This window comes from Amycolatopsis sp. NPDC000009 (genome assembly GCF_055563465.1).
Map to the genome: position 1 here is coordinate 235,737 of NZ_JBVHDI010000005.1, position 25,120 is coordinate 260,856.

Here is a 25,120-nt window from a genome sequence, read left to right on the forward strand (position 1 = left end):
CTCACCGGGCCCGCCGGACGGCGCCCGCGGCCGCGCCGCCACCGAGGATCAGCACCAGCGCGGTCAATCCCCACCGCCGCTTCTCCTTCGTGTGGGCGAGGGAATCCGTCTCCTCGGCTTCCTTCCGTTCCCTGGGCGCGGCCGAACGAGACGGCTTCGGAACGGGCGGCGGGACCGCCTGAGGCGCGGGCGTGGGAGTGGGCGCCGGGCTCGACGACGGTGTCGGAGAAGGACTCGAACTCGGCGTCGAAGACGGGCTGGGCGAAGGAGTGGAGGACGGACTGGGAGACGGAGTAGGTGACGGCGTCGGAGTCCGTGTGGGTGACGGCGTGGGCGTGGGTGTCGGAGTCGGCTTGGGCGGCTCGGGTTTCGGCGGCTCGGGCGCGGTGAGGCAGCCCGCGGCGTCCGAACCCGCCAGCGGCGGACCCGAACGCACCACGGTCACCTGCCCGCTCCGGTCCAGGCGGTAGAGCACGCTGCGGCCGCCGATCCGGTTCGCCATGGCGTACAGGGCGCCGTCGCGGCCGAGCACGACGGAGCCGTAGACGTCGGCGGGCGGGAAACGCGCGTCTTCGGCTTCACGGACCTTGCCGGACGCCGGATCGATGGTGATCACGGCGCCCTTTCCGCGCCAGGTGGTGGACACGCCGTAGAGCAATCCGTTGTGGTACGCGAAATCGTTGACGTCATGGGCGAGCGTGATCGGCCGCAGGAACACCGTCCTGATGATCCGCAGGTATCGTTCCCCCGGCGACAGGTCCACTGTGTACAGTGTGCCGTTCCTGAGCAGGTACCAGGAATTCCCGCCGATCGCGCCGGCGGTCACCCCGGCGACGGGGCTCCACACCGGCAGCCGGTTCCCCGCGCGGGTGACCGGCCCGAGATCCTGGGTCTTCCCGTCACGGTCGATCGTCACCGCGTGCGCGCCCTTGCCGAGTCCTTCCGCGATGCCGTAGACGAGGTTCCGCGTCGCGGAGTAGCCGAGCGCGTTGAGCCGGTAACCCGGCTCGGTCACGCGTGAAGTGGTCCCCGATCCGGCGTCGAACCAGCGCAGCTTCGACGTCCCGTGCGACCCGGTCTCCGCCTGCACCACGAAGCAGGACTCGGCGGCGCGCGCGGCCATCGGAGTCAGCAGTGCCGACGCCCCCACCAGACCGGCGACGGCCACCGTCGCCGCCGTCCGCGTCAGCCGGTCCACTGTGCTCACCGGCTCAAGCGATCCTCGCCAGCGCGGCGGTGAACGCGTCCGGCGGGATCCGCACCCCACCGCCGAACGGGTTCTGCAGCTGGTAGATCGCGAACAGCAGCAAGGTGACCGTGCCGGCCAGCGTGGACACGATCACGAGGTGCGCGGCCAGCCGGGTACCGCCGAACAGGTTGGGCAACAGGGCCGAGACGAGGCTGCCGAGAATGAGCGCGAACCAGACGACGCCGCCGACCCTGCCGCCGACGACCGCGTTGAGCCGGTCCTGCCGGGCCTCGTAGACCTGCCAGAGCTGGGTGGTCGCCTCGGTCTTGCGCTCACGGAACCAGTCGTCGTCCGACGGGGCCTTGTCCACCGCCTTGCGCAACTGGTCGAGCTGCGTCCAGCCGAGATCGGGGAGGCTCGTCTGTCCCCCGGCCATCAACGGCCACTCCTTCTGTTCGACCGTGGTCATGTACTCCACGCTCAGCTTCCGTACCTCGTCCTTGACCTCGGTCCCCAGCGAATCGGCGGCCCAGACGGCGGCGACCAGGCTGTCCGCCTCGTGGTACGAGCCCTCGCGCGCCGCGGTCGCGGAGTCGAAGAGCGAGATCAGGATGAACGCGACCAGGACGGCGTGCAGCCCGCCGACGATGGTGAACACCTGGCCGGCGGCGTCGTTGTTGTCGGGCCGTCCTTCGTCCCAGCCGAACCTGCGGACGAGGTAGCCGACGAAGCCCGCGAGGATCGCCGCGCCGACGACCCAGGCGATACCGGTCAGGTAAATACCCATTCGAGTCCTTCCAGGCGGAGACTGCCGAAACTAGTTCACACTTCCACGAGCGGAAAAGACCGATTGAATCAATTCATACCAGCGGCGGAAGCCGATCGGCCGATCATCACCGGCTCGGCCCAATTTCTCGGCACTCGAAACAATTTCCGGCCACGCGCCGGAAAGGAGCGTCACCGGTCGGAGAGCGCGGCTTCACGACCGAGTGAGCGCCCGCCACGAGAAGTCACCGACCCGGCCGCATACCGGGTATTTCCCGTGGACGTCCGGGTCGGACCGGCAAACAGGTGAACCTCTGCGCAGACCCGATCGAGTTGTTTGTCCCGGCATTACGCCTTGCTATGTTGACGTTGCACCCGCCCCGCTCGAATGGGTATCCACGAATTGCGGAAAACAGCGGTTCACCGGGTCGATCGAAAGGGAGTCCGTTGACGACAACCGAGACCCGTACCGGAGCCCGGCCGGCAGGCGAAGTGCTGACCTGGAGCCGGAATCTGCTCGACCCGGCACTGCGCGAGGCCGTCGACGGCCTGCCCGAATCGATGCGGCTCATCGCCGGCTACCACTTCGGCTGGTGGGACGAACACGGACGACCATCCACTTCGGACAGTGGGAAGGTCTTGCGGCCGGCGCTCGCGCTCTTGTCGGCACAGGCGGTCGGCGGGCACGCCGGGATCGCCGTCCCGGTGGGTGTCGCGGTGGAACTGGTGCACAACTTCTCCCTGCTGCACGACGACGTGATGGACTCCGACACCACCCGGCGCCACCGCCCGACGGCCTGGACCGTTTTCGGCACCGGCGCGGCGATCCTCGCCGGAGACGCCCTGCTGTGCCGGGCCTTCGAGGTGCTGGCCCCGTTCGGGCAGACCGCGCTGCGGGTGCTCAGCACCGCCGTGATCGATCTGCTGGAGGGCCAGAGCGCCGATCTGAAGTTCGAGGAACGCGGTGACGTCGACACCGACGAATGCGTGCGCATGGCCGAGGGGAAGACCGGCGCGTTGCTCGGGGCGTCGTGCACGCTCGGGGCGCTGGCCGGGGAAGGGAGGCAGGATCAGGTCGACCGGCTGACCGAGTACGGGAGGGCACTCGGGCTGGCGTTCCAGCACATCGACGATCTCCTCGGGATCTGGGGCGATCCGGCGGTGACCGGGAAACCGGTCCACTCGGATCTGTCCAACCGGAAGAAGTCCCTGCCGGTGGTGGCCGCGCTCCACTCGGGGACGGACGCCGGGCGAGAACTGGATGCCTTGTACCGCAAGGAAAACCTCGACGCCGCGGAATTGCCCCACGCGGCGGCACTGGTGGAACGCGCGGGCGGCCGGGCGTGGAGTCAGGAGCAGGCCGACGCGCTCCTGACCGGCGCGCTGCATCATCTCGCCGTCGCGAACCCGGTGCCCCGCCCAGGCGCCGAGCTCGCGGCCCTCGCGAAACTGGTGGTGCGGCGACGGTATTGACGGCGGGCACGGTAAGGCAGGGGTGGGCGGGGAAGAGCCCACCCCTGTCCTCCCCTGGTCAGCGGCCGGGCCGGGTCAGCCCTCGGTCACCGGCGCCTCGGCTGAGGACGACCTCGTCGGTGGCCTTGAGCGCTTCGGCGCCGGCGTTCCCGGCCTGGCCCGCGGTCAGGTCGAGCAGGCGGATCGGCGGGCCGAGCTGGACCAGCGTCGGGACGTATTCGGCTTTGTCGACCTTCCAGCGTTCGCCGTCCCGCACGAACCGGAACCGCGCGGCCGCGCCCTGTTCGGTCGACCCCCTCGGCTCCGAATGGCGGGCGACGCTGTTGCCGAGGCCGTAGGCCACCCACTTGCCGTTGATCTGCTCGAAGGGCTGCACGACGTGCGCGTGGTGGCCGATGATCAGGTCGATCGAGTCTTCGGCGAGCAGTTTCTTCGCCAGTGAGCGCTGTTCGGCGGTCGGGTCGTGCTGGTATTCGGTGCCCCAGTGCAGGCTCGCGAGGACGACCTGCGCGCCCGCCTTCCGCGCGGCCTTGGCCTCGGCGATCACGTCTTCGGCGTCGATCTGGTTGACCAGCCAGGGTTTGCCCGCGGGCACCTTGATGCCGTTGAAGCCGTAGGAGAAGGAGATCTGGGCGACCTTGACGCCGTTGACGTCGACGATCAGCGGTTTCTTCGCCTCTTCCGCCGAACGCGCCGAACCGGTGTGCTTGATCCCGGCCTCGTCGAGTTCGTCGAGTGTCCTGGTCGCGCCGTCGACCCCCTGGTCGATCGTGTGGTTGGACGCGGTCGAGCAGGTGTCGTACCCGGTGTCCTTGAGCGCGGCGGCGATTTCGGGCGGCGCGCTGAACGACGGATAGCCGCTGTACGGACCGCCCTTCGGCGCAAGCGGGGTCTCGAGATGGCAGATGCCGAGGTCGGCCCCGGAGATCAGCGGTTTGATCCCGGCCAGCAGGGGCCGGTAGTCGATCTTGCCGCCGCCGTCCTCCTTCGCCTGCTCGGTCAGCGCGGGGTGGATCAGCACGTCACCGGTCGCGACCACGGTGAACGACCCGTCCGGCGCCTGGCTCGCCGTCGGCGCCTCGGCCGGGGCGGGCGGCGGCTGCTGTTCCGGAGCGCTGCTACACCCCGCGAGCAGGAGGGCGGCGCCGAGGAGGGCGGTGGTCTGACGGGCGCGGGAGCTGAACATCGGTTCCCTCGATCGGGTGAAGGTCTCTCCATCCTGCCTTACGGCCGGTCACTGGACAGCGTCACGCCCGATCGCGGACCATCGCTGCCATGACCGCGCGCCCCCGGTTCGGCCTGATCGCCTTCGTCGTCGCCGTGTTCTGGCTGACCGCGGCCTGCGGATCGTCGCCCGGCAGAACGACGGCGGACGGCGCCGCCGGGGCGATCGCGAACGCGATGACCGACGGCGACAATCCCGCTTTGCTGGCCTTGACCTGCCCGCGCACCCCGGACAAGCCCGCCGCTCCCGACGAGCTGGTCTCCGGCGAAACGCCGGTCGGCGTCGGCAGCGTGGACCAGAAGGGACAGGCCGCGATGGCGGTCCTGAACGACCAGCGGAACGAGAAACGCGCGTACGGCGCGCTGCTGATCGAAGGCGACGACGGGAACTGGTGCATCTTCGGCTTCCGCAACTGCCCGCGCGACGTGAAGGTGACCAGCGCGAACTTCGTGACGGTCTGCCGCGGCTGAGCCGGGACGATCTCCCGTGATCAGACGGACGACACGCGTGATCAGGCGGACGACACGTGTGATTGGACGGACGACTCGCGAGTTCGCCGTCTGATCACGGGAGCCTCAGGCCAGGCAGTCGCCGGGCTCGCCCCGGCGCAGCGCCGGATCGTCCTGCGGAAAGGTCCGCGCCACCCCCGGCCCGCTGGTGCGCGTCTCGAACCGGACCGTCACCCGCCCGTGCCCGGCGCCCTGCACCCATCCGGTTCCGTACGTGTCGTGCACGACGTCGTCCCCGGGCCGCCAGCTCGACGACACCGCGGCCACCGGCGCGGGCGCTCGCTCGACAACGGGTGCCTCGGCGGCGGCCGGCACGGAAAGGGTGAACAGCGGATCCTGATGCGGCACCGAAAGCCCGGAGAACGCGACCCCGGCCAGCCGCACCCCGCCGAACTCGGCCGGATCGATCAGCAGTCGTTCCGCCATCGAGGCGAGCTGGTCGAATTCGTCGGTGGGCGAGGCCATCGTCTCCGAACGCGTCACGGTGCTGAAGTCGGTGTGCCGCAGCTTCACCACCACGGTCCGCGCGACGCGTTCGGCGTTGACGAGGCGCCGGTGCGCGTGCACGGCGAGGTCGCGGACCTCGCGCCGCAGGCTCGTCAGTTCGATCAGGTCCCGGTCGAAGGTCGTTTCGGCGCTGACCTGCTTGAGTTCCGCGCGATCGGACACCGGCCGGTCGTCGACGCCGGTGGCCAGCCGCCGCAGGTCCCGGCCGACCACACTGCCCAAAGTGGACACCGCGTCGGCGTCGGAGAGCGCGGTGAGCTGACCGAGCGTCCGGACGCCGATCGCCCGCAGTTTCCCCTCCGCCACCGGGCCGATCCCCCACAGCACCCTGGTCGGCAGCGGCGCGAGGAAGTCGCGTTCGGTGCCCTGGCCGACGACGAGCAGCCCGTCCGGTTTCGCCAGATCCGACGCGACCTTCGCGACCTGCTTCCCCGACGCCGCCCCGATCGACGCCACCAGGCCGATTTCCGACCGGATGTGCTCCCGCAGGCGCGCACCGAACGCCCGCACCTCGTCCGAGGAGGCACCGGCGAGTGACGGCGGTTCCGCGAAGGCCTCGTCGAGGGAGATCCGTTCCAGCACGGGCGCGTACGTGGCGACGAGGTCGAAAACCTGGGTGCTCAGCAGTTCGTACAGTGTGAACCGCGGCGGCAGGATCACCCCGTTGGGCGGCAACAGCCGCCGGGCCTGCGACATCGGCATCGCGGATTTGATCCCGTGTTCGCGCGCCTGATAGCTCGCCCCGGCGACCACGCCGCGCGGCCCCGCGCCACCGACCAGTACCGGACGCCGCGCCAGGGTCGGCCGGGTGAGCTGTTCACAGGAGGCGTAGAACGCGTCCATGTCGAGGTGGATGACCCACCGGTCATGCCCGCCCATCGCCCGGCACCTCGAGAAGACGATGCAGGGCCTTCGTGTACTCCTCGAACGCGGCCCGGCCACGGGTGGTCAGCTCGACGAGGGTCACCGGCGTGCGGTGCTCGAACGCCTTCGTGATCTCGACGTAGCCGGCGTCCTCGAGTTTGCGCAGATGGGTCGACAGGTTGCCCGGTGTCATGTCCAGCAGTTGCTGCAGCCTCGGGAAAGTGATGCTGTCCCCCGGCCCCAGGCTCGACAGCGCCACAGTGACCCGCAGCCGGGCCTGCGCGTGGATCACCGGGTCGAGCTGGGGCAACCCGTCTTCGCTCATCGCGCCCGCACCAGGAAGACCAGCGACGCCACCAGGAAGCCACCGCCACCCGCGAGGCTCAGCACGAGGAAGTTGTGCGGTCCGCCGGCCAGCACGCTCGCCGCGCCGCACGCGATGATCCACACGCCGAGGCCGTACTGCAGTCTGCTCTGCCACAGCATCCCGCCGGCGAGGTACATCAGGCCGGTCAGCATGAGCGAGGTGCCGGACCACAGCAACGGGATCAGCTCGGTGTCGAGGCCGAGGCGGATCAGCGCGGTGTTCACCACCGTCAGCCCGCCGAACGCGATCAGCCAGCTCCACCCGTACATCGCCCCGACGAGCCGGGACGGCCCGCGCACGCCGCGACCGGCCCGGATGCCGTAGATCGCCGAATACACCATGGCCCCGGCGAACGCGGCGACGGTGATCGCCCCGGCGGCCCACAGCGGCATCAGCGCGGTCGGCGGGGCGGAGAGGTAGATCAGCCCGAAACCGAACAGCCACACCAATCCCCAGACGGCGAGCAGTACCGCCGGATTCGGCCCGATCTCGCGCCGGGTCTTCTCCGACTGCGTGGCGATGAGCGCGAGCGACTCCTCGGGCGTCATCGGCCGCTCGTCGCCGTCCCGTTCATCCTCCACCACCTCGGAAAACTAACACGGGTTCACAGTCTCGCCGTGTCGAGCCGGAACCTCGCCATCACCACGAGCGCGGGGACCACGAGCCACGCCGCGAGCACCGCGACGGCGGTCAGCGTGCCCGAACCGCCGAGCACCGGCGCGCGGCCGATCTCCCCGAGCCAATACGTCGGCATGAGCTGCCCGGCGGTGTTCATCCAGCCGGGCAGGACCTGCAGCGGGATCCACAGCCCGCCGAACATGCCCAGCGGCAGCATCAGCGCGCCGGTCACGGCCTGGACGGTGTCACCCTTGCCGAACAGGCCGATCATCAGGCCCAGCACCGCGAAGGGCAGCGCCCCGAGCCAGAGCGCGCCGAAGATCGTCAGCCACTGGCCGGTTTCGAGCCGGATGCCGCGGATCATCCCGGCCGCGAAGATCACCAGCAGCACGGGCAACGCGACGAACAAACCCGCCGACACCTTGACCATCAGGTATCCCGGCGCCCGCATCGGTGTCAGTCGCAAGGTGCGCTGCCAGCCGTCGGTGCGCTCGGTGGCGACGCGGGTGCCGGTGAACAGCGCGGCGGTCATGGCGCCGTACGCGGCCATGTTCACCATGGTCACGGTCGCGGTCGAGACCCCCGGAGCGATGTCCCGGGCGCCGAAGATCCCGCCGAACAACAGGAACATCGCCAAGGGCATGCCGATGGTGAACAGCGCGAACTGCGGGCTGCGGACGATGCGCTTGATCTCCAGCGTCAGGTAGTTCAGGTTCATCTCACGGCTCCTTCGGCCTCGTCGGCGGTCAGCGCGATGAAGGCTTCTTCCAGTCCCACAGCGGTGATTTCGATGTTCGAGGCGAGCGGGAACTCGCGCAGCAGGCCGCGGATGGCGGCGTCGGAATCGGCACAGTGCAGTTCCGCGTGCCCGGCGCGCAGCACCGCGCGCGACACCCCGGGCAGCGCGGCCAGCTCGGTTTCGGTGGCCTGCGGGACAACGGCACGCAGCACGCGTCCGGCGACCGCGGCCCGGACCTCGCCGACCGGACCGTCCGCGACGACCCTGCCGTGCCGCATGAGCACGACGCGGTCCGCGTAGTCCTCGGCCTCGGCGAGGTAGTGCGTCGCGAAGAGGACCGTGCGGCCCGTCTCGGTGTACTCGCGCATCGACGCCCAGAACCGGCGCCGCCCGTCGACGTCCATGGCCGCGGTGGGTTCGTCGAGCACCAGCAGGTCCGGATCGCCGACCAGCGCGAGCGCGAACCGCACCCGCTGCTGCTCGCCACCGGAAAGCTTTCCGCAGCGGCGATTCGCGTACTCGGTGACGCCTGCCCGCTTGAGCACCTCGCGGACCGGCAGCGGATTCCGGTGCAGCGAAGCGAACAGGCCGACGAGTTCGGTGACCGTGGCGTCCCGCAGCAGCGTCCCGTTCTGCGCCATCGCGCCGACCATCCCCCGGTCCATCGCCTCGCTCGCGCCGAGCCCGGCGACCCGGACCTGGCCGGCGTCCGGTCTGCTCAGGCCCAGCAGCATGTCGATGGTGGTCGATTTGCCCGCACCGTTCGGCCCGAGCAGCGCCACCACCTCCCCCGGCGCGGCCCGCACACTGACGTCGTCGACGGCCAGGACGTCGCCGAAGCGCTTGACCAGCCCTTGGAGGCTGAATGCGTCCGCCATGACTTTCCCCCTTCGAGCACTCTGAACCACAAAGCTCACCCGCACTTTGTAACACAAAGTCCCCTGTCACGAAAACCCCAGAAGTCCGTGAAGGCCTCCTTCCCTACGCTCAAGGTAGGGAAGGAGGCCTTCACGGACTGGCGTTAGGCGGGTACCTGGGAGGTAGCCGCGTCAGGGGCCGAAGCGGCAGCGGCGGGCGCCGGAGGCGGCACCGGGAGCGGCAGCGGCGCGCATTCGACGTCGGCCGTCCGCCCGGGTTTGCGCTCGGGCAGTGCCCCGGTCGCCAGGTAGTCGGCGATCCGGTTGTCGACGCAAGCGTTTCCGCGCGGGGTGATGGCGTGGCTCGTGCCGCCCGGTTCACCGATCAGGCGAGCGCCAGGGAACCGGCTGCGCACTTCGAGGCTTCCTTCGTACGGCGTCGCCGCGTCGAGGGTCTCGCCGATCATCAGCACACTTGGCACCTTCGAGCCGTCGACCTTCACCGGCTTGGCGGGCTTCACGGGCCAGTACAGGCAAGGCCCGTTGAACCAGGCGTTCTGCCACGTGAAGTACGGCGCCTTCTCATACGTACGCCAGTTGTCGCGCTTCCACTGCTGCCAGCTCGGCGGCCACTTGACATCCGTGCACTGGACGGCGAGGTAGACGGCGTACCCGTTGTCGTCACCGCGGCCGCCGAAGGCCTCGAACAGCCCCTTCATCGTCTGCCAGTCGCCCTTGTTGACGAACTTGGCGAGCGCGTCACCGAGCAGCGTCCAGCGCAACTGGTAGTACGACGCCTGCTGGAAGACGTCGAGGAACTCGTCCGGCCCGATGTAGCCGCCTGCCGGAACCGCCGCCAGCTTCTTCAGCTGCTCGTCGAAGACCTGCTTCACCGCGGCCTGCGTCTTGCCGAGGTGATAGACATCGTCGTGCGACGCGACCCAGCCGAACCAGATGTTGAGGTTGACGTCGAAGGCCACGTCCTGGTTCAGGTTGGCCTGGTACCAGACGTTACGTGGGTCCACAGTGGAATCGAGGACCATCCGGCGGACGTGCTGCGGGAACAGCGTCCCGTAGACCTGGCCGAGATAAGTGCCATAGGAGTACCCGTAGAAATTCAGCTGCTCCACGCGGAGCGCCTTGCGGATACTTTCCATGTCCTTGACCGTGTCGGTCGTCTTCATGTTCTCCAGCAGCGCGCGGCTGTTCTTCGCCACGCACGCGTCGGCGTAGGACTTCGAACGCCGCAGCCAGGTCTTCTCCAGCTGCCGCGTCGTCGGCACGTAGTTCGGCCGGTTGTAGTCCATGTAGTCCGGGATGCACGAAAGCGCGGGCTTGCTGGAGCCGACCCCGCGCGGGTCGAACCCGACCCAGTCGTAGGCGTCGCCCGCGTGGTTCGGCACCCGCGTCCCGCGGGTGGCGAGCAGCAGCCCGGAACCGCCGGGCCCGCCCGGGTTGGTGAGCATGACGCCCTGGTACTGCGCGTCGGGTGTCTTGTGCTTGACGCGGCTGAGCGCGAGCTGGATCTTCTCGCCGCGCGGCCGCGAGTAGTCGAGCGGAACGGGCAGATAGCCGCATTCCGCGCCGGCGTTGATCAAAGTCTGGTCGGTACAGGCGCCCCAGGTGATCGTCTCCGCGGGTTGCGTCTCTTCCGCGGCGACGGCGGGCGCGGTCACCGCGACCGACGCGAGCGTGGCGACGGCCAGCGCGGTGGTGAGCAGACGTCTCAAGGTTTTTCCCTTTCCCTCCAAAGGTGAAAGCCCCGAAACCCTATCCACGTCAATGACCTGCGGAAGCCTTCCGGCGAAGGTCCCTACCAACGGCGGGTCCCGATCGCGGCAAACCGGGCAACCGGTTAATCGGTTGGGCGGTCTCGCGGGGCAAGCTAGGATCTCGATCATGATCTGTCACATCCGTATGCGCACCGCCTGAGACGGCGTGACCGCCGGGCCACCCGCGATCGGGAGGCCCCTTTTCTGCGCGCCGTCTGACGTCCCTTCACGGATTCGGACTTCGACATCATGCAGAACAAGCACATCGCCATGATCGGCAGCACCGCGCCGAGCCACATCTATCCGTCGCTCGCGATCATCCGTGAGCTGGTCGCTCGCGGGCACCGGGTCAGTTACGCCGTGGGCGAGCCGCTCACCGGGTTGATCGAGCCGACCGGGGCCGAGGTCGTCTCGCATCCGTCGATCCTCCCGCTCGGTGAGCAGGCGGCGTGGCCGGAGGATCCGGCGTCGCAGATGCGGGTCTTCCTCGACGAGGGCATCCAGGCGATGCCGGTGCTCACCGATTTCTACGACGACAACCGCCCGGACCTGTTGCTCTACGACATCGGCGGCCTCCCGGCTCCGCTGCTGGCCAGGCGCTACGACGTTCCGGCGGTGCAGCTTTCCCCGACGTACGTCGCTTGGGAAGGCTACGAAGAGGACATGGGCGAGATCCTGACCTCGATCCGGACCTCACCGTCCGGAAAGGACTATTTCGCCACGTTCACCCGCTGGCTGAACGAGAACGGCATCGAAGCCGACGCCTGGGACTGGATCTCCCATCCGCCCCAGGTGCTCGCGCTCCTGCCGAAGGCGATGCAGCCGAACGTCGAACGCGTGCCGTCGTCGGTCCGGTTCGTCGGCCCGGCGCTGGACCCGGAGCGCCTCGCCGACCGGAGCTGGACCCCGCCGTCGAGCGGCAGGAAGGTCCTGCTGATGTCGCTCGGCACGGCGTTCACCGACCAGCTCGACCTGTTCCGCGCCTGCGTGGACGGGTTCCGCGACTCGGACTGGCACGTGGTCGTCTCGATCGGCCAGACCGATCCGGCCGAACTCGGGCCGCTGCCGGAGCACATCGAGGTCCACCAGTTCGTGCCGCAACTCGCGGTGCTGGAGGCCGCGTCGGCGTTCATCACGCACGCCGGCATGGGCGGTAGCACGGAATCGCTGTGGTACGGCGTGCCGACCGTCGCGATCCCGCTGGCCACCGACGGTTTCGGCAACGCCGCGAAACTGGCCGAACTCGGTGTCGGTGAGCAGCTCGCGGCCGGCGAGGTGACGGCTTCTTCGCTGCGGGCCGCGGTCGAGCGGGTCGCCGGGTCGCCCGAGGTGGCCGCGCGGCTTGCCGAGGTCCAGGCTGAGACGCGCGGGAACGGCGGCATCGACAAGGCCGCCGACGCCGTGGAGTCCTTCCTCCGCTAGGCCCTCGTGAGTGGTAAGGACGGTTAGAACCGTCCTTACCACTCACGAGACGATCAGCCCCGGATCTCGTTCAGGTAGTTGTAGATCGTGTACCGCGTGACGTCGAGTTCCCCGGCGAGGTGGTCCACCGAATCCTTGATGAGGAAGAACCCCGCCTCGTCCAGTTCCCGGACGACGGCCGCCTTGTGCCGTTTCTTCATCAGGTCCACCGGGATCCCGGCCTTCGCCACGGCGCGCCCGACCAGGAACCGCTGCAGGCTGTCGACGTCCGGGGGGAACGTCTCGGGTTCGTGACCGTTGGCCTTCGGCGCGCCGTCGGACAGCCGGTTGACGCACAGGCAGCCGATCGCGACGCCGTCGGCGTCCCGCAGGAACAGCGTCGACGAGCGGATCGCCCGGCCGTCGGGGCCGTGGGTCTCGTAGTTCGTCAGGTCCTGCGTTGTGCCGCGACGGACCAGACCCAGCAGCAGATCCGTCATCGGCCCGCCGACCGTCCGGCCGGTGAGGTCACCCGCGATGGCGACGATCGAGTCCGGCAGCCTGCTCAGATCGTGCAGCAGGACTTCGTTGCCCGGCCCCAGCATCGCCGCGAGCGCGTGCACCGCCGGGACGAGCGCGGTGAGCAGATCGCCCGAGGCCGCCGACGTGACGACCGGCGCTTCGACCACCGTGACCGGCTTCTTCAGCCGTTCCAAGGCTGAACGCACCTGTTCCGCCGCGCTCGCCGGAGTCGACGCGTGCGGCGACAGCCGGACATGTTCGGGCCGCACGGTCGCGGCGATCCCGGCGTTCGCCAGCGCGGAACCCACTTGTTCGGCCGCGTGTCCCGGCAGTGTGAAGGCGAGGATGCCCGCCCGCCGGTCGACGGCCGAAACCACGTGCCCACCAACGGATTTCACGACTTCTTCGAGTTCGCCGACCCGTTCGGCGATCCGTCCGGCGATGGCTCCGACGCCCGCTTCCTCGACCAGCTCCAGCGCGGCCGCGAACGCACCCGAGGTGATCGGGCTCAGATTCGAGATCGACCAAGCGGCCGCGGTGTCGTCGGCCGGATGGATCTCGTCGTCGAACAGGCCGGGATCGCGGGCGCCGGTCCAGCCGGACAGGATCGGCTCCATCCGTTCCAGCGCGCGGTCGGACAGCACGGCGAACCCGGTGCCCCAGCCCGCCCGCAACCATTTCTGCCCGCCGACGACGAGCACGTCCGCGACCTCCCACGGCGCCTCGGTCACCCCGAAGCCCTGGATCCCGTCGACCACGAGCAGCCGGTCCCCCACCACCTCACGGAGCGCCGCGAGGTCCGCGCGGTACCCGGTCCGGAAGTCGACCGCGCTCACGCTGACCAGCGACGTCGCCGGTGTCAGCGCCGCCTTGACCGCGTCCGCGGTGACGTTCCCCAGCGGCAGCCGCCGCACGGTCAGCCGTCCCGCCTGTTCGGCCCGCGCCCACGGGTAGGTGTTGGCCGGGAACTCCGCCGCCGACACCAGTGCCTCGCCGCCGGGGGCGTTGAACGCCGCCTGGAACAACCCGAGACTGGTGTGCGGCAGCAGCACGGTGTGGTCGGTGTCGCTGCCCGAAAGCCGCGCCGCGGCGGCTTTGGCCCTGGTCTCCTGCCGCATCAGGTCGTCCACAGTGGATGGACCCGCTTTGGTCGAGGCGTCGAGCAGGCTCGCCGTCGTGTCGAGCACGGCGTGCGACGGCGGACCGAACCGCGCGAAGTCGAGGTACCCGGCCGGTTCGTCGAACTGCAGCAGGTACCGCGGGGAGATCCGCGTCATGCGAGGACCCGTGCCAGGAACTGCTTGGTCCGCTCGTGCTTCGGCGAACTCAGGATCTCCCCCGGCGGCCCGGTCTCGACGACCATGCCGTCGGCCATGAACACCACCTCGTCCGCGGCCTCGGCCGCGAACCCCATCTCGTGCGTCACCACGACCATCGTCATCCCCTCCGCGGCCAACGTACCCATCACCGCCAGCACCTCGCCCACGAGTTCCGGGTCGAGCGCCGACGTCGGCTCGTCGAACAGCATCAGCTTCGGTTTCATCGCCAGCGACCGGGCGATCGCGACCCGCTGCTGCTGCCCGCCCGACAGCTGCGCCGGGTAGGCGTCCGCGCGGTGCGCGAGGCCGACCCTGTCGAGCAGTTCGAGCGCCTGTTCCTTGGCTTCGTCCATGGGGACACCGAGCACCCGCACCGGCCCTTCGACGACGTTCTGCAGCGCCGTCCGGTGGCCGAACAGGTTGAACCGCTGGAACACCATGCCGATGTCGCGCCGCTGCCGGGCGACCTCGCGTTCCTTCAGCTCGTACAGTTTGCCGTCGCGCAGCCGGAACCCGATCGGTTCGCCGTCCACCCAGACCTGACCGGCGTCGATCGTCTCCAGATGGTTGACACAGCGGAGGAAGGTGCTCTTCCCCGCACCCGACGGACCGAGCAGGCAGACCACCTGTCCTTTGTGGACTTCGAGGTCGATACCGCCCAAGACCTCGGTGTGGCCGTAGCTCTTGCGGACGCCGACGGCTTTGAGCAGCGGCTCAGACACGTTCACTCCTCACCAGCGGCGCGGTGCGCAAAGCCTTGGCTGCGCGGGAGAACGGACTCTTCGACCGGTCCTCGGCGTCGAAGGCGCGCTCCAGATAGTGCTGCCCGACCCCGGCGACGGTCACCACGACCATGTACCAGACCGCGGCGGCCAGCAGGGTCTCCATCACCAGCAGGTTGTTGGACGAGATGTTGTTGGCGGCATGGATCAGTTCGGTCACGCCGATCACCGACGCCATCGACGTCCCCTTGAGCATGTTGATGAAGTCGTTGCCCGTCGGCGGGATGATCACCCGCATCGCCTGGGGCAGCACCACGCGGCGCAGTGTCGCGCCCGGTGACATCCCGATCGACTTCGCCGCCTCGGTCTGTCCACTGTCGACACTGTTCAGCCCGGCGCGGACGATCTCCGCCATGTACGCGCTTTCGTTGAGCGCCAAGCCGAGCAGGGCCGCGGTGAACGCGGTGATCAGCACGTTGGTCTGCTCGTGCAGCAGGTAGCCGCCGAACGGCAACGGGATCGAGATGAATTCGAAGACCAGCGCCAGGTTGTACCAGATCAGGATCTGCAGCAGCACCGGAAGCCCGCGGAACAGCCAGATGTAGCCCGCCGCGAACCAGCGCGCCACCGGATTCGCCGACCGGCGCATCAGGGCGATCACGATCCCGATGACGATCGCCGAACCCTGCGCGATCACCGCGAGCAGCACGGTGTTGAGCAGACCGACCGCCATCACCCGGTACCACAGGAATTCCGGCACGGAGTCCCACTGGATCTGCGCGTTCGCGAGCGCGATCCCCAGCAGCACCAGCAACGCGAGGATGACGACGGCGCTGACCCAGCGGCCCCAGTGCCTCAGCCGGACGATCGGCAGCGGCTCAGCTTCCGCCATTGAGCTTCGCCTCCTTGACCGCGCCCTGCTCGACGCCCCAGGCCTGGAGGATCTTGCCGTAGCCGCCATCGGCGATCAGGGACTGCAACGCCTTCTGGATCGACTCCGCGAGCGGCTTGTTCTCCTTGTTGACGCCGATTCCGTACGGTCCGCCGTTGATCGGCTCGCCGGGGACGACCTCGAAGAACTTGCCTTCGCCCGCGGTCCGCGAGATGTACACCGCGCTGGGCAGGTCGTTGAGGATGGCGGCGACCCGGCCGGTGCGGAGCTGGTTCTGGTTCTGGGTGTCGGAATCGGTCGCGGTCACGGTCAGCGCCGGTTTGCCAGCCTGCGCGCACTTGCCGTTCTGCTCTTCGGCGAACTTCTGGTGGCTCGTCCCCTGCACGACCGCGACGTTCTTGCCGCACAACGTGTCCGGGCCGGAGATCTGGTCGGGATTGCCCTTGCGGACCATGATCGTGATACCCGAGGAGAAGTAGTCGACGAAATCGATCTGCGCCTGGCGGGTCTTGGTGTCGTTCATCGCGGCCATCGTGAGGTCGACGCGGCCTGACTGGAGGCTGGTGATCAGCGAACCGAACGCCATGTCCTGGTGGTGCACGGTGACGCCCAGCTTCTTGCCGATGGCCTTGGCGAGGTCGACCTCGTAGCCGATCGGGGTCTTGCCGTCGGCGGCGTAGAAGTTGTTGGGCGCGGACTGCAGGTTCGAGGCCAGGTGCAGCATTCCGGCCTGCGCGTACTTCGCGGGCAGGGTGCCGGCGACGGCGGTGTCCTTCTGGACGGACTCGATCAGCGCCGTCGTGTCCGGGATCGCGGCGGGAGCGCCCGGAGCAGCGGGTTCCTGGCCGCCGGCTCCGTCGGGCCCGCCTCCGCAGGCCGCGGTGACGAGCGCGGCCAGGCCGGTGAGCACGGCCAGGCGCCAGGTTCGGGTCAGGGTGAGCGGCGTCGACGGCATGACGGACCTCCACGGGGGCTTCAGGTGGTCGCCGACGTTACAACTGGCTGTTGAAGGGGTCAACTCACAGTTGAAATCCTGTCCGGTGGATGTCCGTTTCGCACGTGAAGGCCCCCTTCACGCGGCTGAGCCGAGGGAAGGGGGCCTTCACGCGAGTCAGGTCAGACCGCGATGTAGTTCCCCGAGAGGATGAGCAGGACCTGCAGGGTGATGCCGGTGCCGTAGTAGTCCTTGGCGTTCGGCGTCCAGGTCGTGATCGAGGTCCACAGCTTGTCGAGCCAGGCCTGGCTGCCCGGGTCGTTCATCGCCGCGATGGCGAACGACGCGGTGAAGCAGGGGTGCTGCCCCGTCTGCCCCGGGATCTTGGCACCCGACAACAGATAGCCGGTGGTGATCTTGGCCGGGTCGCCGCCGGTGTTCTGCTGGATCCAGGTGTTCATCTTCCGCACCTGCCCCTGCGCGGGGCTGCCCGAGACGGTGATCCCGTCGACACCGAGCCGCCACGGGTCGCGGCAGGCGTTGTAGCTGTATTTGTCGTCCTTGCCCTCGAGGAAGTCGAAGGGTGCGGGCTTCGGCGTGGAGTTCGTGTTGACCACGAAGTCCGGGATCAGGCCGGTCTTCGGCGCGTACTGCTGCTGCAGCTGCGTGACCGCCTTCTCCTGCCGGGTCCGGACCTGACCCCAGAACGAGTCCCCGGTGACCTTTTCGAACGCGCGAAGGTGACCCGGCATCCAGTCCGAGGAACGCGAGCTGTTGATGTACTTGCCGCTGTCGGCCCAGTCCGCCAGCCGCATGAACTTGGTGGTGGGGTGCACTTCGCTGCGTTTGATCGCCTTGATGATCCGCAGCGCCTCGGCCTTGTAGTTCACCGAACCGCCGCTGCCCCAGACCTTGTCGGCGAGGAGCAGGCCGTACGCGATTTCGAGGTCCCCATCGGTCGCCGAGTCGACACCGTTGACACTCGTGCAGCTCTCGTTCTGCTCGGCGGCGTGCAGGTCCTTGTCGATCGACGAAGGGTGCGCCTTCACGAACTTCAGGATGCCGTCGAAGACCGTGCGCGCCTGGGGGTCCTTGCCCGCCATCATGGCCGCGATGGTCATGCCGTAACCCTGGCCTTCGGCCACGAAGGCGTGGTCGGCGTCCGGCGCCTTGACCGCGTAGGTACCCGCCCCGCACTTGGTGGTCAGGAAGTTCTTCTTCCAGTAGTCGTAGTACTTGGCGAGCGCCGCGTCCTGCGCCGACTGGGACACGGACGGGCGCAGAACGCCCGGCAGGTAAGGGGTCCCCTGAGTGGTCACCGCGGTGGCGGGGGCGGTCGTGGCGACCAGCCCGGCGGTCAGCGCGGCCGCGGCCAGCACGGTCCGAACGGTCTTTCTCATCGGCTCCTCCGGAAACGTCGTTGATGGCGGCGGCGCGTTTCGAGAGTGACACCAGGGTCGGCCAAAAACAAGAGAGTTAAGAAAGTTTCCTTACTATTACCTCAAAAGTCGTCTTGGTGAACGGTGGCCTAGCGTAGGCCGCATGACGATCGACCTGAGCGCGCGCGGCGAGTCCTTCCGGGACTTCTGGACCGAACGGCATCTCGCCACCCTGACCACGGTCCGTCCCGACGGCACCCCGCACGTCGTCGCGGTGGGGGTCACGGTGGACTTCGAGGCCGGGATCGCCAGGGTGATCACTTTCCGCTCGTCCAAGAAGGCCCGCCTGATCAAGGAAGCGGGCGAACAGGGCATTCCGGTCGCCGCCTGCCAGATCGACGGGCCCCGCTGGTCCACTTTGGAGGGACGCGCCGTGCTGCGCGAAGACCCGGAGTCGGTACGCGACGCCGAGAACCGCTACGCCGCCCGCTACCGGCAGCCCAAGCCGAACCCGGAGCGCGTGGTCGTCGAGATCACCGTGACGCGGGTGCTCGGCAACGCCTAACCCGCGAGCACGAGCCGGGTGTATTCGTCGAGGATGTCGCCGAGATCGGTGAAGCCGCCCGCCGAGGCCACCTGCTGGTACCCGACCAGCATCGCCAGCCCGAGCGAGGTCACGACCTCGGCGCGGCGCCGGTCGGGGATCAGCTCGGCCACCACCTTCCCGACCGTCTTGACCCGGGCGTCGTCGACGCGTTTCTGCGCCACGCGAACGGTTTCGTCGTTCGCCGCCCAGGCGCGGATGGCCGCCTCCGCGCGATGCCGGAGGCCGCGCGTCAGGCTCATCAGCGCGGCGAAATCCGCCTCGGGGCCACCGGAACCGAAGTCCAGTTCCCGCAGGATCCGCACCTGCCGTTGCGCCCAGAATTCGAGCAGCGCGCCGACGAAACCGGGCCAGCCGCCGAAATGGTGGTAGAAGGATCCGCTGGTCACGCCGAGGCGTTTGCCGAGCGTGCCGACGTTGAGCCCGGCGAACCCCGACTCGGCGAGGATGTCCAGCGCCGCGTCGAAGTACTTCTCGCGGCTGACGATCGACGGCATCAGACGGCGCGCTCCCGCCCCTCCCAGTAGGGGCGCCGCAGGGTGCGTTTGAGGATCTTGCCGGTCGCGTTGCGCGGCAGCGCCTCCACGATCTCGACCGTCCGCGGGCATTTGTAGTGCGCCAGGCGTTCCCGGCAGTACTCGACGAGTTCGACGGCGTCGACCTCCCGCCCTGGCGCGGGCGCGACGACCGCCTTGATCTGTTCTCCCCAGCGCTCGTCGGGGATACCGATCACGGCGACCTCGCCGATCGCGGGATGTTCGGCGATGATCCGTTCCACTTCGGGTGAGTAGACGTTCTCGCCGCCGGTGATGATCATGTCCTTGACCCGATCCTCGATGAAGACGAATCCGCCGTCGTCGACCCTGCCGACGTCACCGCTGCGGACCCAGCCGTCGACGATCGTTTCGGCGGTCGCCTCGGGTTTGCCCAGATAGCCCGCCATCGCCTGATCGGTGCGGAACCACAGCTCACCAGCGGTCCCCGGTTCGGCGTCTTCGAGGGTCGCCGGGTCGACGACGCGCATCTCCACCCCGGGCAGCACCGTACCCGCCGACGCCAGCCGCTCCGGCCGGGCCGGGTCACGATGCGCCTCCGGATCGAGCGCCGTCACCACCCCCGAGAGTTCGGTCATGCCGTACACCTGCACGAACCGGGTGTCCGGCCAGGCCGCGAGCGACTTCCGCAGCAACGGGAGCGGCATCGGCGACGCACCGTAGCCGAGGTACTTCAGCCGCGAGAACGCGGCGACGGCCTGCTCCCCCGCCTGCATGATCCCGGCGACCACGGCGGGCACCAGGAACGCGTGCGTGACCCCTTCGGCCAGCGCGCCCAGCAGCGACTTGCCGTCGGGCTCGCGGGTCATCGTCGTCGGTTGCCCGTAGTGGAAACCGATGATCGCGTAACAACTCCCGCCGACGTGGAACAGCGGCATCGCGACCAGATTGCGGTCGCCTTCCCCCATCGGGAACTGCGCCCCGGCGTTCCTGCTGTGCGCCAGCAGGTTCCGGTGGGTCAGCACCGCACCCTTGGGAAAGCCGGTGGTACCGCTGGTGTAGATGATCAGCGCACCGTCGTGTTCGCCGACCTCGGGTGCCACTCCGGCGGGGGCCGCACCGGCCAGGAAGCCCTCGTACTGGTCTTCTTCGCCCCCGACGACGATCACGCGCTCGACCGACGGCAGCCGATCGCGCAGCGCCTCGACGGCGGGCAGTGATTCCGGGCCGGCGAAAACGATCCGCGCGCCGCTGTCGGCGAGGACGTACGCGAGTTCCTCCGGGGCGAGGCGCCAGTTGACGACCGCGTTCGCCGCCCCGAGCGAGGACGCGCCGAAGGTCACTTCCAGGCAGGCGGGCGTGTTCTTGTCGACGAAGGCGACCCTGTCGCCCCTGCCGATCCCGGCGGCCGCCAGCGCGCCGGTGACCCGCCTCGCCCGCTCGTCGAGCTGGGCCCAGGTGAGCTTCCGTCCCTGGAACGAGAGGGCTTCCCGCTCGGGGATCGTCTTCGCCCAGTGCGCGAAAAGTTCACCGAGAAGCCGTACATCCGGACGCGCGTCGTCGGGCATACCGGACCCCTTTCGCCTGGTCAGAGCCACCATAGAGAGGTCTATGGTGACTCGGTGACCGGCAGGCGTCAAGCCACGAACAGGCTGAGCAGTCCTTCGACCGACCGCACGATCACGCGGGCGGCCGCGCGTTCGGCATGCGCGGCGTCGGCCCGTTCCGCCTCGTGCCGCCAGCGGACGAGCGCGCTTTCCGCGGCCGCGTGGATCTCGGCCGGATCCGCGTCGGGTTCGAGACCGAGCCGCTCGGTGGGCGCCGGCCCCTGCGCGCCGAGCAACCGGACGGCCTCCTCGGCGAGCTCTCCGGACAACGCCGTGCGGCCGCCGCGGATACCGGCGATGAGCCGTAGCTCCCGGAAGTCGTGCGCCGCCGCGGCGAAACGCTCCACGCGCGCGGCGAGCCGGTCGCCGTGCGGAAGCGGTTCCGCGGCGAGAAGACCTTCCAACCGCACTACCGCCGTGCGCGCTTTCAACGCCTCGGCCCGCGCGACGAAGCAGCCCGCCAGCGTGTCCCTCAGGTCGCCGAGACCGCTGCGGTGCACGAGTTCCGCCGAGAGTTTCAGCCTGCTGTCGCAACCCGTGCGGATCAGGGTGATCGCCAGCCGGACCCCGTAGAGCCCGAACCGCGCCACCAGATGCTTCCTCGATTCCGCCGGGACCCCCACCGGGAATGGATCGTCCACAAAGGAATCGACGGACAGGAGGTACCGCTCGAGCTCCGGCCGGGAGACCGACGCCAGCGCGCGGAGCACCTCGAATTCGTCGTCCCGCAGCGCCCGCCCCGCGTAGCCGAGTTGGCCGGCGACCGCGATGACTCCTTGGAATCCCGCGCAATCCGGGTTCTCGCGCCAGGCCCGCCGCGCCAGCTGTTTCGCGGTGAGCAAGGCGTCGATCCGGCCCGCGCCGACCTCGTCCGCCCTGCCCAGCACCAGTACGGAGTTCACCGCCGTCTGCCGGGCGAACGCCGAACCGCCCACCGGCCGCGTGCCCGCGAGTTCGTCGGGTTCGAGATGACGCACCAGGCGCACCGTCGCGTCGACGTGCTCGGCGGGCGACGGGGTGTCGAACAACTCGATTTCACGCAAGGACCGCGTCGGCCATTCCGCGAGCGCGGAGACCAAAGTGGACTTTCCGGTTCCCGGCGTTCCGGTGAAACCGACGCGCAGTGGTTCTTCCAGCCGCTCCAGGCATTCCCGCAGCATCGACACCGCGTGCGGGCGTTCCCGGTAGTGCGCCAGGGCTTCGTTCAGGAGTTCCCGGACGTCCAAGGCGGTGCTCACGCCGAAAGCTCCCGGCGCGGGGTGGCGCCGGTGCCGAGCGTCCCCGCCTTCCGGTGCAGGGCGGCCAGCCGGTCGATCTCCTTCTTGACCCGCTGGGTGCGCCGGTCCCGTTCGGCGGAGCCGGCGATGATCAGTTCCCGTTGCCGCGTCAGCTCTTCGGAGAGCTGGTCGGAGACCGCGGCGAAATGGTCACGCAGGCGGCGCTGCACCTGACGGACCTCGTCCTTGACCTCCTTGCTGAACCGGATGAACACGTCGTCGACGTGGCGCTGCGCGGCGGCCTTCGCCAGCGCCTGACGTCGCTGCAACCGCGTCCCGCCTTCGTCCCGCACGCTCTTGGTCGCGAACGCGACACCGGCGCCGAGCGACACCGGGTTGATCAGCGGCAGCCCGGCGAGACTGGTGACCAGGCCGAACATCAGCACGCCACCGTAGGAACCGCGCAATCCGGTGAAGAGTTTCTGCCCGATCTTGAACCGCTCGATCTTGGGCGCGCCGACCTCGGGAATCGAGTCCACGCCGGACCCGGTCAGCGGCAGGTCGGGCGCATGGCCGTAGTGCGGCCCGAAGGTCGAAGCCACGGCTTGGGCGATCCACTCCGACCGGTCGGACACCCAGTTGTAGTTCGTCTCGACGGCCTCGGCGAGGTTCTCTTCCAGCCAGGTCTGGAAATCCGGCCAGATCTGCACGGGATCGCCTTCGTCGAAGGTGCGGTCGATATGCCGCACGATCATCCGCGTCCGCTCGCGCAGGTCGTACTCGGCGTCGGAGATCAGGTCGGTGATCTCGTCCGACAACATGTTCTGCCAGCGGACGTTCTGCCGTCGCAGTTCCTCGGCGCGCCGTTGTGCCTGGTGCAGCAGGGTGACCTGGTCGACCCCGTTGTCCTGCGAGACCGCGTTGAGCCGCGTCTGGAGTGTCTCGACCAGTTCGACCGCCGCCGCGCGCACGCTCACCGCGGCGGCGAGCGCACGGGTGCGCTCGATCGGGCGCGCGGCCTGCTCCCCCACCCAGTTCAGCAGTTCCGGGAAACCGGACCGTCCGTTGAGGACGGTGTCGCCGGCTTTCGCAGCGGCCTGGCGCACCGTCGCGGACACCGGGAAGACGTCGGCGACGACCCCGGTCTCGGAGAGCGCCGCGCGATCGCGGGCGGCGAGTTCCCGCCAGTCCGGGCTCACGTCGATCTTGGTCAGCGCCAGCACCAGCGCGGGGCACCAGGTGCGGATATGCCGTGCCAGCGCGAGTTCCGCGGGCTGGAGTTCCTGTGTCGCGTCGGAGACGAGGATCACCGCGTGCGCGTCGGCGAGGACGTCGAGGGTGGCCGCCGTGCGCGGGGACCGGGGATCCCCGATCGCCGGGGTGTCCACCAGCACCAGCCCCGTGCCGAGCAGTTCGCGCGGCAGGCCGACTTCCACCCGGCGCAGGGAGCCGGGCGGCCGGACCTCGAGTTCCTTGGCCAGGTCACCGACCGGCACGCTTTCCCTGGCATGCCCGACCAGGGTCGCGGCGGGATCGGCGGCGTAGCCGATCTCCGTGGGAACGGCGGGCGTACTCGCGTCCCCGACCGCGCAGACCGGCGCGTTCAACAGCGCGTTGAGCAGGTAACCCTTGCCCTGCTTGGGAAAACCGACCACCGCGATCCGGGTGCCCGGCGCTCGCTCGTCTCGTCTGCGCCGGAGTCTTTCGGCCAGGTCGGCGCGGCCGTGGGCGGCACAGGCGTCCAAGGTCTCGTTGAGCACGTCGAGCCAGGCGGGGGCTGTCACGGGGATGCAGTGTTCCCTTAACCAAGCGCGGAATCAATGTGGCATGGGCCAACATGCCGTGCGGGCCCCGCGACCTGGTGCGGTCGCGGGGCCCTGACACAGAGCTGAAAAATGTTCGTATCAGCCGATGTGGATGTCGTTGTTCGACGCGATGTCGCCGGTACCGATGGTGACGTCACCGATGTTGCCGATGGTGCCGGTGACGTCGGAAACGGTGTCGTGGACCTCGGAGACGCCCGCGTGGTTCGCGACGTTGGCGACCTCGTTGGCCACGTTGCCCGAGACCGCGCCGGTCACGTCGCCGTGGTTGTTGGCGACGTCACCGTAGTTGTTCGCGATGTCGTGCACCTTGGTGGTGACGTCGGCGACGTCGACGTGACCGATGGTGCTGGTCAGGTCGCCCACCTCGGACAGGAAGTCCGGGGCACCGCCCGCGACACCGTCGGCGCGCGGCAGGTCACCGGTCAGGTCGCCGACGGCCGGGACCGAGTCGACGGCCGGAACCTGGACGGCGTCCACGGCCGGGACCTCGGGGGCCAGGCCGGTCGCGGTGTCGACGGCGCCGGTGGCGAGGTCGCCGGCCTGGCCGACGGGCGCGGCGTCGAGGCCACGGGAAAGGTCGTCGGTCAGGCCGAAGCTGCCGACGGTGTTCTGCGCGAGGGCGGTCACGCCGGCGGCGGCGTTCGACACGTCGGTCACGTCGGAGACGGCCGGGACGGCGGGCAGGCCCGGGACGTCGACCGGCAGGTCGCCGACGGCGGGCACGGCGGGCAGGCCCAGCTCCGGCAGACCCGGCACGGCCGGGAGACCGGTCTCGGGCAGGGCCGGGAGGGCGTCGGCACCGGGGATGGCGACCGGCAGGCCGGCGGTCAGCGCGGTGAGCTGGTCGATCGCGCCCTGGACGCCGTCGGCGCATTCGCCGTCGGTGCCGTCGACGGCGTTCGTGACGCCGCCGAAGCCGGCCAGGTTGTCGGCGGTGGCCGCGGTGTTCCCGGTGAGGTCGGTGACGGTGCCGACCGGCACGAAGTCGAGCACCAGCGGGACGACCTCGTGCACGTCGGCGGCGTTGATGTCACCGAGGCCGGCGTCGGCCAGCACCTGCTGCGGGTCGTTGGCGAACGCCGCGCGAGCCGCGGTGTCGTTCAGCAGGTTCAGCGTGAAGTCGTGCAGGGTCTGGACGGAACCCATGAAAGGACTCTCCTGGAGGTCTAGTCGGTGGGGAAGGCACAGCGGCCGGAGGGCACGGCTGAGCGCAGGTCACCGAAGCTAGTGACCCGGTGCCTCCGGGCACATCGGGGATCACTCCTGGTCGTCACTCACTCAGCCAATAGGGGATCGGTATGACATCGTTAGGGCGTTA

Annotated in this window: 23 protein-coding genes; 4 read left to right on the plus strand and 19 right to left on the minus strand. The window is 69.2% G+C overall.

From position 1 onward, the window contains the following. Nucleotide 1 precedes the first annotated feature (1 nt). The gene (locus tag ACZ3HL_RS17045; RefSeq protein WP_465531916.1) at nt 2–1,207 is read right to left on the minus strand and encodes a DUF6923 family protein; all 1,206 of its coding nucleotides are present in this window, start codon (nt 1,205–1,207) and stop codon (nt 2–4) included. 4 nt (nt 1,208–1,211) lie between these two features. Further along, complete coding sequence (locus tag ACZ3HL_RS17050) at nt 1,212–1,976, minus strand: bestrophin-like domain (RefSeq protein ID WP_465531918.1); 765 nt, start codon at nt 1,974–1,976, stop codon at nt 1,212–1,214. Between the two features lie 425 nt (nt 1,977–2,401). Between ACZ3HL_RS17050 and ACZ3HL_RS17055 the strand changes: the two genes are divergently transcribed. Next, nucleotides 2,402–3,427 carry a family 2 encapsulin nanocompartment cargo protein polyprenyl transferase gene (locus ACZ3HL_RS17055; protein WP_465422283.1) on the plus strand — a complete coding sequence of 342 codons (1,026 nt, stop codon included), beginning with the start codon at nt 2,402–2,404 and terminating at the stop codon, nt 3,425–3,427. 58 nt (nt 3,428–3,485) lie between these two features. Here the strand turns inward: ACZ3HL_RS17055 and ACZ3HL_RS17060 are convergent, their stop codons facing one another. Further along, nucleotides 3,486–4,613, minus strand: a complete 1,128-nt coding sequence (locus ACZ3HL_RS17060) for a CapA family protein (protein WP_465531920.1) — start codon at nt 4,611–4,613, stop codon at nt 3,486–3,488. Between the two features lie 89 nt (nt 4,614–4,702). On the opposite strand from ACZ3HL_RS17060, the gene ACZ3HL_RS17065 reads away from it, so the two are divergent. Continuing rightward, nucleotides 4,703–5,122 (plus strand): hypothetical protein, encoded by a 420-nt coding sequence (locus ACZ3HL_RS17065; RefSeq protein ID WP_465531922.1) that lies wholly within the window; start codon nt 4,703–4,705, stop codon nt 5,120–5,122. A 105-nt stretch (nt 5,123–5,227) separates the two neighbouring features. On the opposite strand, the gene ACZ3HL_RS17070 is transcribed toward ACZ3HL_RS17065, so the two are convergent. From ACZ3HL_RS17070 to ACZ3HL_RS17095, 6 genes are all read right to left on the minus strand, one after another. After that, on the minus strand, nt 5,228–6,547 hold the full coding sequence (locus ACZ3HL_RS17070) for a DNA polymerase IV (RefSeq protein ID WP_465531924.1): 1,320 nt from the start codon (nt 6,545–6,547) through the stop codon (nt 5,228–5,230). Next, nucleotides 6,534–6,857: a transcriptional regulator gene (locus tag ACZ3HL_RS17075; protein WP_034320046.1), complete on the minus strand. Its 324-nt coding sequence runs from the start codon at nt 6,855–6,857 to the stop codon at nt 6,534–6,536. Before ACZ3HL_RS17075 ends, ACZ3HL_RS17070 begins: the two co-directional genes overlap by 14 nt. Beyond that, nucleotides 6,854–7,483, minus strand: a complete 630-nt coding sequence (locus ACZ3HL_RS17080; protein WP_465419534.1) for a hypothetical protein — start codon at nt 7,481–7,483, stop codon at nt 6,854–6,856. Before ACZ3HL_RS17080 ends, ACZ3HL_RS17075 begins: the two co-directional genes overlap by 4 nt. A gap of 20 nt (nt 7,484–7,503) precedes the next feature. Further along, on the minus strand, nt 7,504–8,235 hold the full coding sequence (locus tag ACZ3HL_RS17085; RefSeq protein WP_465419536.1) for an ABC transporter permease: 732 nt from the start codon (nt 8,233–8,235) through the stop codon (nt 7,504–7,506). After that, nucleotides 8,232–9,134, minus strand: a complete 903-nt coding sequence (locus ACZ3HL_RS17090; RefSeq protein ID WP_465419538.1) for an ABC transporter ATP-binding protein — start codon at nt 9,132–9,134, stop codon at nt 8,232–8,234. Before ACZ3HL_RS17090 ends, ACZ3HL_RS17085 begins: the two co-directional genes overlap by 4 nt. Nucleotides 9,135–9,277: 143 nt before the next feature. After that, entirely contained in the window at nt 9,278–10,843 is a 1,566-nt protein-coding gene (locus ACZ3HL_RS17095) for an alpha/beta hydrolase (RefSeq protein WP_465531926.1), read from the minus strand. 291 nt (nt 10,844–11,134) lie between these two features. Here ACZ3HL_RS17095 and ACZ3HL_RS17100 point away from each other — a divergent pair, with 291 nt between their 5' ends. After that, a complete protein-coding gene (locus ACZ3HL_RS17100; protein ID WP_465531928.1) occupies nt 11,135–12,307 on the plus strand; it encodes a macrolide family glycosyltransferase in 1,173 nt (390 codons plus the stop codon). A 53-nt stretch (nt 12,308–12,360) separates the two neighbouring features. On the opposite strand, the gene ACZ3HL_RS17105 is transcribed toward ACZ3HL_RS17100, so the two are convergent. From ACZ3HL_RS17105 to ACZ3HL_RS17125, 5 genes are all read right to left on the minus strand, one after another. After that, nucleotides 12,361–14,085: an aminotransferase class V-fold PLP-dependent enzyme gene (locus ACZ3HL_RS17105; protein WP_465531930.1), complete on the minus strand. Its 1,725-nt coding sequence runs from the start codon at nt 14,083–14,085 to the stop codon at nt 12,361–12,363. Beyond that, a complete protein-coding gene (locus ACZ3HL_RS17110; RefSeq protein WP_465419546.1) occupies nt 14,082–14,849 on the minus strand; it encodes an amino acid ABC transporter ATP-binding protein in 768 nt (255 codons plus the stop codon). Before ACZ3HL_RS17110 ends, ACZ3HL_RS17105 begins: the two co-directional genes overlap by 4 nt. Beyond that, nucleotides 14,842–15,741: an amino acid ABC transporter permease gene (locus ACZ3HL_RS17115; protein ID WP_465419548.1), complete on the minus strand. Its 900-nt coding sequence runs from the start codon at nt 15,739–15,741 to the stop codon at nt 14,842–14,844. Before ACZ3HL_RS17115 ends, ACZ3HL_RS17110 begins: the two co-directional genes overlap by 8 nt. Beyond that, entirely contained in the window at nt 15,728–16,696 is a 969-nt protein-coding gene (locus ACZ3HL_RS17120) for an ABC transporter substrate-binding protein (protein WP_465531932.1), read from the minus strand. Before ACZ3HL_RS17120 ends, ACZ3HL_RS17115 begins: the two co-directional genes overlap by 14 nt. A 161-nt stretch (nt 16,697–16,857) precedes the next feature. Further along, nucleotides 16,858–18,075: a glycosyl hydrolase family 8 gene (locus ACZ3HL_RS17125; protein ID WP_465419552.1), complete on the minus strand. Its 1,218-nt coding sequence runs from the start codon at nt 18,073–18,075 to the stop codon at nt 16,858–16,860. 142 nt (nt 18,076–18,217) lie between these two features. Between ACZ3HL_RS17125 and ACZ3HL_RS17130 the strand changes: the two genes are divergently transcribed. Continuing rightward, nucleotides 18,218–18,619: a PPOX class F420-dependent oxidoreductase gene (locus ACZ3HL_RS17130; RefSeq protein WP_034320079.1), complete on the plus strand. Its 402-nt coding sequence runs from the start codon at nt 18,218–18,220 to the stop codon at nt 18,617–18,619. Here ACZ3HL_RS17130 and ACZ3HL_RS17135 read toward each other — a convergent pair. From ACZ3HL_RS17135 to ACZ3HL_RS17155, 5 genes are all read right to left on the minus strand, one after another. Further along, on the minus strand, nt 18,616–19,155 hold the full coding sequence (locus tag ACZ3HL_RS17135; RefSeq protein WP_465419554.1) for a TetR/AcrR family transcriptional regulator: 540 nt from the start codon (nt 19,153–19,155) through the stop codon (nt 18,616–18,618). The two genes, ACZ3HL_RS17130 and ACZ3HL_RS17135, sit on opposite strands and share 4 nt — an antisense overlap. Continuing rightward, nucleotides 19,155–20,720, minus strand: coding sequence for a long-chain-fatty-acid--CoA ligase (locus ACZ3HL_RS17140; RefSeq protein ID WP_465531934.1), 1,566 nt, complete (start codon nt 20,718–20,720; stop codon nt 19,155–19,157). The genes ACZ3HL_RS17135 and ACZ3HL_RS17140 overlap by 1 nt, the downstream gene beginning before the upstream one ends. 68 nt (nt 20,721–20,788) lie before the next feature. Further along, a complete protein-coding gene (locus ACZ3HL_RS17145; RefSeq protein ID WP_465531936.1) occupies nt 20,789–21,997 on the minus strand; it encodes a GTPase in 1,209 nt (402 codons plus the stop codon). After that, entirely contained in the window at nt 21,994–23,760 is a 1,767-nt protein-coding gene (locus ACZ3HL_RS17150) for a dynamin family protein (protein WP_465531938.1), read from the minus strand. Before ACZ3HL_RS17150 ends, ACZ3HL_RS17145 begins: the two co-directional genes overlap by 4 nt. Before the next feature lie 120 nt (nt 23,761–23,880). Then, on the minus strand, nt 23,881–24,948 hold the full coding sequence (locus tag ACZ3HL_RS17155) for an IniB N-terminal domain-containing protein (protein WP_465531943.1): 1,068 nt from the start codon (nt 24,946–24,948) through the stop codon (nt 23,881–23,883). Nucleotides 24,949–25,120 lie beyond the last annotated feature (172 nt).

Excerpts from the sequence above, each read along its gene's own strand:
- ACZ3HL_RS17050 (WP_465531918.1), bottom strand. The coding sequence starts at position 1,976 with ATGGGTATTTACCTGACCGGTATCGCCTGGGTCGTCGGCGCGGCGATC.
- ACZ3HL_RS17065 (WP_465531922.1), top strand. The coding sequence starts at position 4,703 with ATGACCGCGCGCCCCCGGTTCGGCCTGATCGCCTTCGTCGTCGCCGTG.
- ACZ3HL_RS17125 (WP_465419552.1), bottom strand. The coding sequence starts at position 18,075 with ATGAGAAAGACCGTTCGGACCGTGCTGGCCGCGGCCGCGCTGACCGCC.
- ACZ3HL_RS17135 (WP_465419554.1), bottom strand. The coding sequence starts at position 19,155 with ATGCCGTCGATCGTCAGCCGCGAGAAGTACTTCGACGCGGCGCTGGAC.
- ACZ3HL_RS17085 (WP_465419536.1), bottom strand. The coding sequence starts at position 8,235 with ATGAACCTGAACTACCTGACGCTGGAGATCAAGCGCATCGTCCGCAGC.
- ACZ3HL_RS17115 (WP_465419548.1), bottom strand. The coding sequence starts at position 15,741 with ATGGCGGAAGCTGAGCCGCTGCCGATCGTCCGGCTGAGGCACTGGGGC.
- ACZ3HL_RS17090 (WP_465419538.1), bottom strand. The coding sequence starts at position 9,134 with ATGGCGGACGCATTCAGCCTCCAAGGGCTGGTCAAGCGCTTCGGCGAC.
- ACZ3HL_RS17060 (WP_465531920.1), bottom strand. The coding sequence starts at position 4,613 with ATGTTCAGCTCCCGCGCCCGTCAGACCACCGCCCTCCTCGGCGCCGCC.
- ACZ3HL_RS17155 (WP_465531943.1), bottom strand. The coding sequence starts at position 24,948 with ATGGGTTCCGTCCAGACCCTGCACGACTTCACGCTGAACCTGCTGAAC.
- ACZ3HL_RS17075 (WP_034320046.1), bottom strand. The coding sequence starts at position 6,857 with ATGAGCGAAGACGGGTTGCCCCAGCTCGACCCGGTGATCCACGCGCAG.
- ACZ3HL_RS17120 (WP_465531932.1), bottom strand. The coding sequence starts at position 16,696 with ATGCCGTCGACGCCGCTCACCCTGACCCGAACCTGGCGCCTGGCCGTG.
- ACZ3HL_RS17130 (WP_034320079.1), top strand. The coding sequence starts at position 18,218 with ATGACGATCGACCTGAGCGCGCGCGGCGAGTCCTTCCGGGACTTCTGG.
- ACZ3HL_RS17140 (WP_465531934.1), bottom strand. The coding sequence starts at position 20,720 with ATGCCCGACGACGCGCGTCCGGATGTACGGCTTCTCGGTGAACTTTTC.
- ACZ3HL_RS17105 (WP_465531930.1), bottom strand. The coding sequence starts at position 14,085 with ATGACGCGGATCTCCCCGCGGTACCTGCTGCAGTTCGACGAACCGGCC.
- ACZ3HL_RS17070 (WP_465531924.1), bottom strand. The coding sequence starts at position 6,547 with ATGGGCGGGCATGACCGGTGGGTCATCCACCTCGACATGGACGCGTTC.
- ACZ3HL_RS17100 (WP_465531928.1), top strand. The coding sequence starts at position 11,135 with ATGCAGAACAAGCACATCGCCATGATCGGCAGCACCGCGCCGAGCCAC.